The sequence below is a fragment of the Thermobifida sp. genome, assembly GCF_017577275.1.
Classification (GTDB): Bacteria; Actinomycetota; Actinomycetes; order Streptosporangiales; family Streptosporangiaceae; genus Thermobifida; species Thermobifida fusca.
Genome location: NZ_PITY01000023.1, coordinates 239,069 through 251,622, shown reverse-complemented (window position 1 = coordinate 251,622; position 12,554 = coordinate 239,069). Strand labels below are relative to the sequence as shown.

Here is a 12,554-nt window from a genome sequence, read left to right as displayed (position 1 = left end):
GTGAGGGTTACGGCGGTCATAGCGGGCGGGGTCCACCCGGTCCCATTCCGAACCCGGTCGTTAAGCCGCCCAGCGCCGATGGTACTGCCCTGTGGTGGGGTGGGAGAGTAGGACACCGCCGTACACACACGCAAAAAGGAGAGGGAGTAGATGTGAGGCTTTGGTCCTCTTTCCTGCCTCTCTCCTTTTCGTTTTCTCTGAATTAAGGCCCCTCGCGCAGGGGCCTATTTTTATGCCTTTTCCTGGGCGAGGGTGCCCCCACCCCTGTGTCGGGGAAATGGCCAGGAAAAACCGTGGTGAAGAAGAGCGGGAAGAGGGATGAATTCACTGCATGGCCTCTTCAAGGCGAGAATCCTGCACGGTCCCGTCGTCACGGTTGCCGCGGGGTAGAGCGGAGATGCAGCGATCCCTGCCTGTGCCGCTGCGGAAGGAGCGAATACCCTCTCTCGCCCGGGAGAGGCACACTACTGGATCCGGTGGTTAAGTGCCTTGATGCTGGCGCAGGTAGTCCAAGTAGAGCGGACGCAGTGCCTCACGGAGCTGGTGGTCCCCTTCGAATTCTGCGATCAGTTGGCTGAACAACGCCGACACGGTGTGCACCCCGGCCTGTCCTGCCGCTGGGCGTCCGGCAAGGGCCTCCGCACTAGGAATATGCTCCACCAGCTTCCACAGGTAGCTGACATCCCACCGCTTCCGGGCGAGCTCCACTGCCCGTTCCCGCAACTCGTCCGTGTCCAACCTCTCCAAGTCCTCACCCATGACCTCCCACTACCCGATCTGGGGCTTTCCGCGCTCTGCGGGACAGACTCCCCCGCATCGCGACGGGCGGGGATGGTGCAGGGCAGAAAACGGCAAAGAGATAGGCTCTTGGACTTGTGACTACAGGTAGCCCGTATCGGGACGTTCCGCCGCGGCACGTCGTTCTTTCGGATCGGTAGGCGTGGACGTCGAGATCATCGCGCTGCTCATGGCCGCAGCGGTCGCCGCCGGATGGGTCGACGCTGTCGTGGGCGGCGGTGGCCTGCTGATGCTTCCCGCACTGCTCGTCGCCTTCCCCACCACACCGGTGGCCGCAGTGCTCGGAACCAACAAACTGACAGCGATCTTCGGTACCTGCTCCGCCGCCATCACCTACGCTCGCGGGGTCAAATCCGAACCCCACGTGGTGTGGTCCGCAGCCGGACTCGCCCTCCTCGGAGCGGGAAGCGGGGCCGCGCTTGCCGGAGCAGTGTCCTCCGCGACCCTGCGCCCCATCATCATGGCGGTGCTGCTCGCTGTCGCTGTCTTCGTGGTGCTGCGCCCCGCGATGGGACGGGTCGCCCAACCACGGCTGCGCACCCCTGCCCGGGTCGTAGCCGCGGTCCTCATCACGGGCCTAGTGATCGGATGCTACGACGGCCTCATCGGGCCGGGCACCGGCACGTTCCTGATCATCGCGCTGACGTCGATCATCGGCATGGACTTCGTCACTGCCTCGGCGTCCGCCAAAATCATCAACACGGCCACCAACCTCGGCGCGATCATCGTCTTCGCCCTCAATGGTGACGTGATGTGGCTGATCGGGCTGGGCTTGGCGGTGTGCAACATCGCCGGGGCGCAGGTGGGCGCCCGCATGGTGCTGCGCCGCGGTACCGGCTTCGTGCGGGCTGTCCTCCTGGTCGTCGTCGTGCTCCTCGTGCTGCGGCTCGGCTACGACCAGTTCGTCGCATCCGCGGTCCCCTCGGGCACAGGGTGAAGGAGCATGACAGAGCGTGACACGGTCCCTGTGAAGCTTGTGTAACCCGTCACATGGGTTATCGACTCAGTGTGGGGAATAACGGACAAACAACCAGTTTCACGAGGTCATGGGACCGGTCATCGGGAACCCGGTGTCTGTTGCGGAAAGTCGGGCTGGATAAGCTTCCGCATGGTGCGGATGGCTTAAACAAGCATCTTTCCAACGTGGCACACCCCGCAGATGGTTCCCACGTTGTGTGAATGACCTCCGCAGAAACCCAGCCAGCGAGTCACAAGGACGGACCCTCGTGGACCTGTTCGAATACCAGGCGAAGGCACTCTTCGCGGAATATGGGGTTCCGGTACCCCAAGGAAAGGTGGCGAGCACGCCCGAGGAGGTGCGTGCCATCGCCGAAGAGTTCGCGGCGGCGGGCAAGCCCCGCGTCGTGGTTAAAGCTCAGGTCAAGACCGGAGGCCGAGGCAAGGCGGGCGGTGTCAAGGTGGCCGACGGCCCCGACGACGCAGTCGCTAAGGCCAAGCAGATTCTCGGCATGGACATCAAGGGCCACACCGTCCACCGGGTCCTCGTTGAAGAGGCCAGCGACATCGCGGAGGAGTACTACTTCTCCTTCCTGCTGGACCGGGCGAACCGTTCCTTCCTCTCCATCTGCTCTGCCGAGGGCGGTATGGAGATCGAGGAGGTTGCGGCAACCAACCCCGACGCCGTAGCGAAGGTCCCCATCAGCCCGCTCAAGGGGGCTCCGGCTGACGTCGCGGCCGACATCGTTGCCCAAGGCAAACTGCCCGAGGCTGCTGCCCAGGGCGCCGTCGACGTCATCACCAAGCTGTGGAAAGTCTTCGTGGAGAAAGACGCCACGCTGGTCGAGGTCAACCCGCTCATCCTCACCAAGGACGGCCGGGTGGTCGCCCTTGACGGCAAGGTCACCCTGGACGACAACGCCGAGTTCCGGCAGGACCTGGAGTCGCTAGCCTCCGCCGCGGAAGGCGACCCGCTGGAAGTCAAGGCCAAGGAGAAGGGCCTCAACTACGTCAAGCTCGACGGTGAGGTCGGCATCATCGGTAACGGCGCCGGACTCGTCATGTCCACGCTGGACGTGGTCGCCTACGCCGGTGAGCAGCACGGCGGCGTCAAGCCCGCCAACTTCCTCGACATCGGCGGTGGCGCCTCCGCCGAGGTCATGGCCAACGGCCTGGAGATCATCCTGAGCGACCCCGCGGTCAAGAGCGTCTTCGTGAACGTCTTCGGTGGTATCACCGCGTGCGACGCGGTCGCCAACGGTATCGTGCAGGCGCTCGAACTGCTGGAATCCCGGGGCGAGGATGTGACCAAGCCGCTGGTGGTGCGCCTGGACGGTAACAACGCCGAACTCGGTCGCTCGATCCTCAACGAACGTAACCACCCAGCGGTCCGCCAGGTGGACACCATGGACGGCGCTGCCGCACTAGCCGCCGAACTGGCCGCGAAGTAAGCGCGGGGGGATTTCAAGACATGGCTATCTTCCTCACCAAGGACAGCAAGGTCCTCGTCCAGGGCATGACCGGCTCCGAGGGCACCAAGCACACCCGTCGCATGCTTGCCGCGGGCACCAACATCGTCGGTGGTGTCAACCCGCGCAAGGCCGGCCAGGTGGTGGACTTCGACGGCACCCAGGTACCGGTCTTCGGCTCGGTAGCCGAAGGCATGAAGGCCACCGGTGCTGACGTCACCGTCATCTTCGTGCCGCCGAAGTTCGCCAAGGACGCGGTGATCGAAGCGATCGACGCGGAGATCGGCCTCGCGGTCGTCATCACCGAAGGCATCCCGGTGCACGACACCGCCACCTTCTGGGCCCACGCGTGCAGCAAGGGCAACAAGACCCGCATCATCGGCCCGAACTGCCCCGGCCTCATCACCCCCGGGCAGTCCAACGCCGGCATCATCCCCGCCGACATCACCAAGCCGGGCCGTATCGGCCTGGTGTCCAAGTCCGGCACGCTCACCTACCAGATGATGTACGAGCTGCGGGACATTGGCTTCTCCACCTGCGTGGGTATCGGCGGTGACCCGATCATCGGCACCACGCACATCGACGCGCTCGCCGCGTTCGAAGCCGACCCGGACACCGACGTCATCGTGATGATCGGTGAGATCGGCGGTGACGCTGAAGAACGGGCCGCTGAATACATCAAGAAGCACGTCACCAAGCCTGTCGTGGGCTACATCGCGGGCTTCACCGCGCCTGAGGGGAAGACGATGGGGCACGCCGGCGCTATCGTCTCCGGTTCTTCTGGTACCGCTGCGGCGAAGAAGGAAGCCTTGGAAGCCGTGGGCGTCAAGGTCGGTAAGACGCCGAGCGAGGCCGCGAAGCTGGTGCGTTCCCTGTTCTAACACGCTACGCGTGTCGGAGGGCCTGCTCCCGCGGAGGGGCGGGCCCTCCGTTCTGTTCTCCGGAGCGCGCCTTACCACATTTGGGATTTTTTGGCGACTTCCGACACGCCAGGCGGAAATAGGTTCCTAAAACCGCGGCGGCTGGGAGCATGGAAGCGTGAGCGTGCCTCCAAGAACGTCGAAACGTCGTCAACCGGCTGGCGGCGGTCGCCCAGGCAGAAGACCCCACCGCCCGGGGAGCCGTCCCGCAACGTCCCGTCCCGTGGGCGCCAGCGCGCAGGCGCGTCCGCTGTACGCGTCGGGTGGGGTCGGCGCGGCGTCGGCTGCCGCGATCGGCCTGGCTATGCTCACCACCCTCACCCTCGTCGGCTGGATCGCTGCCCCGCCGACCACGTTCGGTGACGACATCGTTGACGTGTTCCGGATCGCGGTCCGCATGTGGCTTGTCGGCCACCACGTCGAACTCGTCACCCCGGATGGGCGGATGGGGCTGTTCCCCATTGGCTTGCTCGTGCTCCCCGGGCTGCTGCTGTACCACTCGGGAAGCCGGCTTGTCCGCGCCTGCGGACTGGTCCGCCTCCGGCACGCCGCCCAGGCAGCGCTGGCCCTCGCCAGCCCGTATGCGGCGATCGCCGGCACGCTCGCGCTCATCGGGCGGGACGACACGGTCCAGCCCAGCATGCTCCAAGCGCTCGTCACCGGTTTCCTCCTCGCGTTCCTCGCTGGAGGGCTGGGAGCGCTGCGGCAGCTCCTCAAAGAGCGCCGTATCCCGTGGCGGGGGGTGCTCGCATTCCTGCCGTTACGGCTCCGCGCCGTCGTCTCCGGGCTGTTCAGCGCTTCCGCAGTGCTCGCAGCAACCGGGGCTGCGCTGTTCTTCTCCGGTCTTGCCGCAGGGTTCCCCGAAGCGGTCGAGACTACCCGCGGGCTAGCCCCCGGGGTGGTCGGCGGCGTGCTGCTGTTCGTCATCCAGTTGCTGTACCTGCCGAACGCGGTCATCTTCGGGGTCGCCTACGCGGCAGGCCCGGGGTTCGCGTTCGGGGCAGACACAGTGGTCGCGCCCACCGGCGTGGCCCTGGGGCCGCTGCCGGAGCTCCCGATGCTGGCTGCCCTCCCCGACAACGGTCCCGCCCCGGCCCTGTCCCTGGTGACTCTGCTGGCCCCGTTTGCCGCCGGGGCAGTGGGAGGCTGGCGGAGCTTGCACGGCGCGCCGGTACCGGTCAACGAGGCTGCACCGTTGTGGGGATTCATCTGCGGGATCGGCACCGGAGTGGTGTGGGGCGGGCTGAGCGCACTGGCCCGCGGCCCCTTGGGAGCGGACCGGTTGGCGGAGATCGGCTCCTCCCCCTGGCAGGTGGGGGTGGTTGTCGCATTGGAAGTCGGGGTGAGCGCAGCGATCGCCGCGTGGGTGGTCAACTGGCGGCAGCTCCGAGACACGTTCGACGGAGTCGAGACTGCCCGGCCGGCCAGCACCCCGGCAAGGAAGGGCGAGGAGGACCGGGAAGCCGCGTCTCGCACGCTGCGGCTGCCCCGCCCGCAGTGGCGCAGCCTACGGCGGCGGTTCCGGGACGACGACGCAGACGAGCTGTACGGCATCACCTACGAGGCCGACACCGGCTTCGACCGGGAAACGGATTAAGGCTGGGCCCGGCCGCTCTCCAAGAGCTCCCGCACCCACGGCTGGTCGGGGAAGCGCTCACTGATCGCTTCGAAGTAGGCGTCGTCGCACTTCTCCTGGGCGCTGACCGTGTGCGCGCGGGCAGTGCATTCGCTGTACGCCCGGAGTTCGTCGGAGAACACCGCCAGAGCTGCGGAGATCACGAGCGCCCAGAGGATTCCGACGATGCCGACGATGATGCTGGCCAGCGAACCCGGTGCCTGCGTGCCGCGGCTTTTCGCCTTCTTGCGGGCCCGGGCCCCTTGGACGATGCCGAGCACGGAGAGCACTGCGCTGTAGGGGAGCAGGAGGAGGCCGGCGAACGAGAACATGAGCCCCCACAGGCCACCGCGTTCCACGGTGATCTCGGGTCTTCCAGGCTGCGGCGTCGACGGCTCACTGTTCACTAGGTCTCCTCACCGGTGGGGGCATGTGTGGACTAGCGTCTCCTTAGACGCTACCGGGTCGGCCGGACCGGAATGATCCGCTCCGCGGCTCCTGCCAGGACCCGGCGTCGCAAGCGGTACCGGGCGGCGGGATAGGCTGGCTTCTGCACGAGTTGCTCACTCTGCGCTGCCTTGTCGGCCACAGGGCAGCGGTATACCCCCGGACAGCGTGTGGTCGTGCCGTGCCCGGGGCCGGGCAGAAGTCCTCGAACCGTCCACCCAGGGGAGGAAGCACACTGTCGGCGCGAGTAGTCGTTCTCATCTCGGGCACGGGAAGCAACATGGCGGCCTTACTCGAGGCGGCTGCCGATCCGGACTACGGTGCGACGATCGTTGCGGTCGGATCTGATCGTGAGGCTGCCGGTTTAGTCCGCGCTCAAGAAGCGGGCGTGCCCACTTTCATAGTTCCTTTTTCCGAGTATTCGGATCGGAGCGAATGGAATCGCGTGCTTGCCGCACGTCTTGCGGAGTTCTCACCGGACCTGGTCGTCTCCGCCGGATTCATGCGCATTCTTGGCCGTGAGGTTCTCCAGGAGAACACGGTCATCAACACCCATCCGGCGCTGCTCCCCGCGTTCCCGGGAGCGCACGCGGTACGCGACGCGCTGGACTACGGGGTCAAAGTCACCGGAGCGACCGTGCACTTTGTGGACGAAGGCGTGGATACCGGTCCGGTGATCGAACAAGCCGTGGTGCGGGTGGAGGAAGGCGATGACGTCGCCACGCTGCACGAGCGGATCAAAACGGTTGAGCGCCGCATGCTCGTGGACGTCGTCGGCCGGCTCGCCCGCCACGGATGGACCCTCAACGATCGACAGGTGAAGCTGGGCGGTGCGCCCAGCCGGGACGTGACAGAGGAGAACCGGTGACACAGCAGGCCATTCGGCGTGCGTTGATCAGCGTGTACGACAAGACCGGGGTCGAGGAGCTAGGACGCGGCCTCGCTGAAGCAGGGGTGGAGATCGTCTCCACCGGTTCCACTGCTGCCCGGCTGACCGCAGCCGGGGTCGCAGTCACCCCGGTGGAATCCGTCACCGGTTTTCCCGAGTGTTTCGAAGGCCGGGTGAAGACCCTGCACCCGAAGGTGCACGCGGGACTGCTCGCTGACCGGACCAAGGCCGAGCACCGGGCGCAGCTCGCCGAACTCGACATCGCGCCGTTCGACCTGGTCGTGGTCAACCTCTACCCTTTCGCGGACACGGTTGCGTCCGGCGCTTCCCCTGAGGAGTGCATCGAGAAGATCGACATCGGCGGTCCGGCGATGGTGCGGGCCGCGGCAAAGAACCACGCGAGTGTCGCGGTGGTCGTGGACCCGGCCCGCTACGGCGACGTCCTGAAAGCGGTGCGCAGCGGCGGGTTCACCCTGGAGGAGCGCAAGCGGTTGGCGGCGGCGGCTTTCGCGCACACGGCGAGCTACGACGCTGCCGTAGCGGCATGGTTCGCCGAGGCCTACGCCCCCGACGAGGTGGCGAAGGACTCGGGGTGGCCCGAGTTCACGGCTGTCACCTACCAGCGGCAGACGACGCTGCGCTACGGCGAGAACCCCCACCAGAGCGCAGCACTGTACCGGCCGGCGAGCGCCAGCGGCGAGGGCCTGGCCGGGGCGCGGCAGTTGCACGGCAAGGAGATGTCGTACAACAACTACGTGGACAGCGACGCTGCCCTGCGCGCCGCCTACGACTTCACTGAGCCGTGCGTGGCGATTATCAAACATGCCAACCCGTGCGGGATCGCTGTAGGAGAAAATATCGCCGAAGCACATCGCAAGGCGCACGCCTGCGATCCGGTGTCGGCGTTTGGTGGGGTGATCGCCGCTAACCGCGTTGTTGACGAGGCCATGGCCGCGCAGGTCGCCGAGGTGTTCACCGAGGTTGTCGTGGCGCCCGGGTTCAGCCCTGAGGCCGTGGAGATCCTCACGCGCAAGAAGAACATCCGCCTGCTGGAGGTGGCGGAGCCGGACCGCGGGGCCCGGCGGGAGATGCGGCAGATCAGCGGCGGGCTGCTGATGCAGGACGCCGACCTGGTCGACGCGCCCGGGGATGATCCTGCGCAGTGGCAGTTGCGGGCCGGACCAGCCGCGGATGAGGCGACCCTGGCCGATCTGGCCTTCGCGTGGCGTGCGGTGCGGGCCGTGAAATCCAACGCGATCCTGCTGGCTGCCGACCGGGCCACGGTGGGCGTGGGCATGGGCCAGGTGAACCGGGTGGACTCGGCTCGCCTCGCGGTGACACGCGCCGGGGAGCGGGTGAAGGGCTCCGTAGCCGCGAGTGACGCGTTCTTCCCCTTCCCTGACGGACTGGAAGTGCTGGCCGAGGCAGGCGTGCGGGCGATCGTGCAGCCGGGAGGTTCGGTGCGGGACGACGAAGTCATCGCCGCTGCCGAGCGTGCCGGGGTGACCTTGTACTTCACCGGAACCCGGCACTTCTTCCACTGATCCGGCACAGCGTTGGTCGCGAGGCTTGCGCGGTCTCGCCGAGTAGAGAGGCATGACGGTGACAGCACAGGTACTGGATGGGAAGGCGACCGCTGCGGCGATCCGGGAGGAACTGAAGGAGCGGGTGGCCGCGCTGCGCGCCCGCGGGGTGGTGCCGGGCCTCGGCACGATCCTGGTGGGCGACGATCCGGGAAGCCACGCCTATGTGCGGGGGAAGCACCGCGACTGCGCTGAGGTCGGTATCGCCAGCATCCGCAAGGACTTGCCGGCGGATGCGACGCAGGCCGATGTGGAAGCCGCGGTGGCGGAGCTCAACGCTGACCCGGCGTGCACCGGTTTCATCGTGCAGCTTCCGCTCCCTCGCGGGCTGGACGAGAACCGGGTGCTGGAGAAGATCGACCCGGCCAAGGACGCGGACGGGCTCCACCCTTCCAACCTGGGCAAGCTGGTGCTCATGGAGGAGGCTCCGCTGCCGTGTACGCCGCGCGGCATCGTGGAGCTGCTGAACCGCTACGGGGTGTCGCTCCGGGGCGCCGAAGTGGTCGTGGTCGGCCGCGGGGTGACGGTGGGCCGTCCCCTGGGGCTGCTGCTCACCCGCCGCTCAGAGAACGCGACGGTGACGCTGTGCCACACCGGGACCCGTGACCTGGCGGCGCACACGCGCCGCGCCGACATCGTGGTGGCCGCGGCCGGGGTGCCGGGGCTGATCACCAAGGACATGGTGAGCCCGGGGGCCGTCGTGCTGGACGTGGGGGTCACCCGCACGGAGAAGGGCCTGGTCGGTGACGTGGCTCCGGACGTGGCCGAGGTCGCCGGGTACCTGTCCCCCAACCCGGGCGGGGTGGGGCCGATGACCCGCGCCATGCTGTTGACGAACGTGGTGGAAGCGGCGGAGCGGTCGCTGTCCTGAACCGGTCGGTGGGAGGCCCGACGTGGGTCGGACCTCCCACCGGACGGTCAGCTTGCCTGACGCTGCCGTTCGGAGGGCGGTGTGGGGCGGATCAGTCCCAACGCCACCACCTCGTTGGCCAGCCGGGTGCGGCGGTTGACCCCCTCCGCGATGCGGAACTTCTGGTAGAGGCGGAGCAGGTGCTGTTTGACCGCCGCTTCGGTGACCACGAGGTCCTCCGCGATCTGCCGGGCGGTCGCGGGGGCAACGAAGGCGTCGTCGGACAGGGCGGGGCGGCACAGTGAGGTCAGGACGTCGATCTCGCGGCGGGTGAGTTCGGGGGTGCCGCCCCGGCGCAGTTCCACCTCGGGGCGGAGGTCTTCTTCCGGCAGTCCGCCGACTCTGCACCGAGCAGCGCCGAAGCTGATGACGTCGCCTTCACGGAGAACCCGCTGGGCGATGGGGCGGCCGTTGACACGGGTACCGTTGCGGGACAGACCCATGTCGACGACGTACACGTACGGGCCGCGGCGGACGATCTCCGCGTGCAGTTGCGAGACACTCGGGTCGGAGAGGATGATGTCGACACCCCTGCCGCGTCCGACTGTCGTCACTTCCGCGGTGAGGGGGTGGATCTCGCCGGTCTCCTCGACCCGTATGTGGGGGCCGTCCACGGCTGTTCCTCCTGTTGTGGAGCGCGACCGGTGTGGATGGTTGCGACGGGGGGTAGCGGGGGCTGCCGTGCCGACCGCGGCACGGCGGGATGCCGTCGATTGAGTGGGATTCATAGGGGTTTTTGTCCTCGCTCGCCCGTGGCACTCATCTCCTGTCTGGTTACCCGCGAGGTAGGATTTCTATGCCCTTACCCGCCAGTAAGGCGGTGAGGTGGGGTGTCTCCAGCGTTTTTCTGGTAATCAGGTCACGATTCCCCAGTTTTCGACGAGCCCGATTCTCCACCCGGCCGTGACCGTGGCGGTCAATAGAATTGGGGCCACGTGTGGCCGACAGCAGCATGGGCTGTCGGCAGGCGGCGTAGGGCGCTCCCACAGAGTGCGTCAGCTCGGGCGTGTGCGAACCCGTTGCGCCGCGGCGGGCCCTGTCGCCTCGGCCGGTCCCCGGGGCAGGTATGCGCGAGCGTGAGGTGTGCGGTGAGCCAGGAAACGGTGGAGGCGGCGACAGCGGAGCGGTCGGACATGCCACAGCCCACAGGGGAGAATGAGCCGGTTGACCCGGAGGGGCCAGGGACGGCCGCGGATAGCGGGCCAGGCTGGTTGAACCAGGTGCCCTATCTGCTGGTTCTCGCCACGATGAGCGCGGGCATCGTCGTGGTCGCTGCAGCCCACTTCAAACGGGGGCCCGCGATTATCGCCGGTTCTCTGCTGCTGGGTGCGGTGCTGCGGGCTGTCCTGCCTACTGAACGGGTGGGCATGCTGGCGGTGCGCAGCCGCTGGGTGGACGTGGTCACGTTCGTCACCTTGGCGGTGCTTCTCATTGTTTTGGCCTGGGTAGCCCCGCAGCTATGACATATGTCCGCGACTAATAAGCTTGATATCGAGATACCGCACAGCGTCGTGTATGACTGATCGGAGCGTCCCCGGGGAGGAGCAGCCTTCCGGGCGGGCCTGGAAGCGCGCTGACCGGGACGTTCTTGCGGCGATCCATGAGCCGCGGACCAGGAAACCTCAGACGGTGCCGCGTTCGCGGTCCGGCCACACGCCATACGAAAGGGACAGCCACGAGCCATGGCCAAGATCAAGGTTGAGAACCCCGTAGTAGAGCTCGACGGCGACGAGATGACCCGGATCATCTGGTCCTTCATCAAGGAGCGGCTGATCCTGCCGTATCTCGACATCGACCTCAAGTACTACGACCTGGGTATTGAGGAGCGCGACCGCACCGAGGACCAGGTGACGATCGACGCGGCCCACGCCATCAAGAAGTACGGTGTCGGCGTCAAGTGCGCGACCATCACCCCGGACGAGGCTCGGGTTGAAGAGTTCGGGCTGAAGAAGATGTGGCGGTCGCCCAACGGCACGATCCGGAACATTCTCGGCGGTGTGGTCTTCCGCGAGCCGATCATCTGCTCTAACGTGCCTCGCCTGGTCCCGGGCTGGACCAAGCCGATCATCATCGGCCGGCACGCCCACGGCGACCAGTACAAGGCCAGCGACTTCAAGGTGCCCGGTCCTGGTACCGTGACCATCACCTACACCCCGGAGAACGGCGGCGAGCCCCTCGAGATGGAGGTCGCCAAGTTCCCCGAGGGCGGCGGTGTTGCGCTCGGCATGTACAACTTCCGCAAGTCCATCGAGGACTTCGCGCGGGCCTGCTTCAATTACGGTCTCGACCGCAACTACCCGGTCTACCTGTCCACCAAGAACACGATCCTCAAGGCCTACGACGGCATGTTCAAGGACGTGTTCGCGGAGATCTACGAGAACGAGTTCAAGGAGAAGTTCGAGAAGGCCGGGCTGACCTACGAGCACCGGCTGATCGACGACATGGTGGCCGCCGCGCTCAAGTGGGAGGGCGGCTACGTGTGGGCCTGCAAGAACTACGACGGTGACGTGCAGTCGGACACGGTCGCGCAGGGCTTCGGTTCGCTGGGTCTGATGACTTCGGTGCTGCGCACCTCCGACGGCCGGGTCGTGGAGGCCGAGGCCGCGCACGGTACGGTCACCCGCCACTACCGGCAGCACCAGCAGGGCAAGCCCACCTCCACCAACCCGATCGCGTCGATCTTCGCGTGGACGCGGGGCCTGGAGCACCGGGGCAAGCTCGACAACACCCCCGCGGTCATCGAGTTCGCCCGCACCCTGGAGGACGTGGTCATCAAGACCGTGGAGAGCGGCCAGATGACCAAGGACCTGGCGGTCCTGATCGGCCCCGACCAGGAGTGGCTGACCACCGAGCAGTTCCTCGCCGTGCTCGACGAGAACCTGCAGAAGCGCCTGGCGGCCTGATCTGTGTGGCGCGTGGCACCGGGGCTCGCCTGTTCGGCGGCCCGGTGCCACGGCGCGACGCCC

At 66.9% G+C, this 12,554-nt stretch carries 12 protein-coding genes and 1 rRNA gene; 10 read left to right on the top strand and 3 right to left on the bottom strand.

Annotation, left to right across the window (positions count from 1 at the left end; translation table 11 throughout):
* Positions 1–8: 8 nt before the first annotated feature.
* Positions 9–124: ribosomal RNA gene (rrf, locus tag CW348_RS12170) — 5S ribosomal RNA — on the top strand.
* Positions 125–480: 356 nt separating this feature from the next.
* Here the strand turns inward: rrf and CW348_RS12165 are convergent.
* The gene (locus CW348_RS12165) at positions 481–759 is read right to left on the bottom strand and encodes a hypothetical protein (protein WP_011293002.1); all 279 of its coding nucleotides are present in this window, start codon (positions 757–759) and stop codon (positions 481–483) included.
* A 181-nt stretch (positions 760–940) separates the two neighbouring features.
* Between CW348_RS12165 and CW348_RS12160 the strand changes: the two genes are divergently transcribed.
* The 4 genes from CW348_RS12160 (at position 941) to CW348_RS12145 (ending at position 5,741) form a co-directional block, all read left to right on the top strand.
* Positions 941–1,735: a TSUP family transporter gene (locus CW348_RS12160; RefSeq protein ID WP_016189217.1), complete on the top strand. Its 795-nt coding sequence runs from the start codon at positions 941–943 to the stop codon at positions 1,733–1,735.
* Positions 1,736–2,024: 289 nt separating this feature from the next.
* Positions 2,025–3,206 (top strand): ADP-forming succinate--CoA ligase subunit beta, encoded by a 1,182-nt coding sequence (sucC, locus tag CW348_RS12155; protein ID WP_016189216.1) that lies wholly within the window; start codon positions 2,025–2,027, stop codon positions 3,204–3,206.
* 20 nt (positions 3,207–3,226) lie between these two features.
* Positions 3,227–4,105, top strand: coding sequence for a succinate--CoA ligase subunit alpha (gene sucD, locus CW348_RS12150; RefSeq protein ID WP_011292999.1), 879 nt, complete (start codon positions 3,227–3,229; stop codon positions 4,103–4,105).
* A gap of 262 nt (positions 4,106–4,367) precedes the next feature.
* Positions 4,368–5,741 (top strand): DUF6350 family protein, encoded by a 1,374-nt coding sequence (locus CW348_RS12145; protein ID WP_016189215.1) that lies wholly within the window; start codon positions 4,368–4,370, stop codon positions 5,739–5,741.
* Here the strand turns inward: CW348_RS12145 and CW348_RS12140 are convergent.
* Positions 5,738–6,166: a hypothetical protein gene (locus CW348_RS12140; RefSeq protein ID WP_011292997.1), complete on the bottom strand. Its 429-nt coding sequence runs from the start codon at positions 6,164–6,166 to the stop codon at positions 5,738–5,740. The two genes, CW348_RS12145 and CW348_RS12140, sit on opposite strands and share 4 nt — an antisense overlap.
* A 275-nt stretch (positions 6,167–6,441) precedes the next feature.
* Between CW348_RS12140 and purN the strand changes: the two genes are divergently transcribed.
* The 3 genes from purN to CW348_RS12125 are packed head-to-tail and all read left to right on the top strand — an operon-like array spanning position 6,442 to position 9,549.
* Positions 6,442–7,074 carry a phosphoribosylglycinamide formyltransferase gene (purN, locus tag CW348_RS12135; protein ID WP_081430453.1) on the top strand — a complete coding sequence of 211 codons (633 nt, stop codon included), beginning with the start codon at positions 6,442–6,444 and terminating at the stop codon, positions 7,072–7,074.
* Positions 7,071–8,639: a bifunctional phosphoribosylaminoimidazolecarboxamide formyltransferase/IMP cyclohydrolase gene (gene purH / locus CW348_RS12130; protein ID WP_011292995.1), complete on the top strand. Its 1,569-nt coding sequence runs from the start codon at positions 7,071–7,073 to the stop codon at positions 8,637–8,639. Before purN ends, purH begins: the two co-directional genes overlap by 4 nt.
* 58 nt (positions 8,640–8,697) lie before the next feature.
* The gene (locus CW348_RS12125; protein ID WP_011292994.1) at positions 8,698–9,549 is read left to right on the top strand and encodes a bifunctional methylenetetrahydrofolate dehydrogenase/methenyltetrahydrofolate cyclohydrolase; all 852 of its coding nucleotides are present in this window, start codon (positions 8,698–8,700) and stop codon (positions 9,547–9,549) included.
* A 47-nt stretch (positions 9,550–9,596) separates the two neighbouring features.
* Here CW348_RS12125 and CW348_RS12120 read toward each other — a convergent pair whose 3' ends face one another.
* Positions 9,597–10,202, bottom strand: coding sequence for an FHA domain-containing protein (locus CW348_RS12120; RefSeq protein WP_016189212.1), 606 nt, complete (start codon positions 10,200–10,202; stop codon positions 9,597–9,599).
* A 519-nt stretch (positions 10,203–10,721) separates the two neighbouring features.
* Between CW348_RS12120 and CW348_RS12115 the strand changes: the two genes are divergently transcribed.
* Together CW348_RS12115 and CW348_RS12110 are read left to right on the top strand one after the other, a co-directional pair.
* Positions 10,722–11,051 (top strand): DUF3017 domain-containing protein, encoded by a 330-nt coding sequence (locus CW348_RS12115; protein ID WP_049755069.1) that lies wholly within the window; start codon positions 10,722–10,724, stop codon positions 11,049–11,051.
* A 219-nt stretch (positions 11,052–11,270) separates the two neighbouring features.
* Complete coding sequence (locus CW348_RS12110; RefSeq protein WP_287463774.1) at positions 11,271–12,491, top strand: NADP-dependent isocitrate dehydrogenase; 1,221 nt, start codon at positions 11,271–11,273, stop codon at positions 12,489–12,491.
* Positions 12,492–12,554 lie beyond the last annotated feature (63 nt).

Bases quoted from the DNA above. Each gene is read 5' to 3' on its own strand.
- CW348_RS12110 (WP_287463774.1), top strand. From the start codon at position 11,271: ATGGCCAAGATCAAGGTTGAGAACCCCGTAGTAGAGCTCGACGGCGAC.
- sucD (WP_011292999.1), top strand. From the start codon at position 3,227: ATGGCTATCTTCCTCACCAAGGACAGCAAGGTCCTCGTCCAGGGCATG.
- CW348_RS12165 (WP_011293002.1), bottom strand. From the start codon at position 759: ATGGGTGAGGACTTGGAGAGGTTGGACACGGACGAGTTGCGGGAACGG.
- CW348_RS12115 (WP_049755069.1), top strand. From the start codon at position 10,722: ATGCCACAGCCCACAGGGGAGAATGAGCCGGTTGACCCGGAGGGGCCA.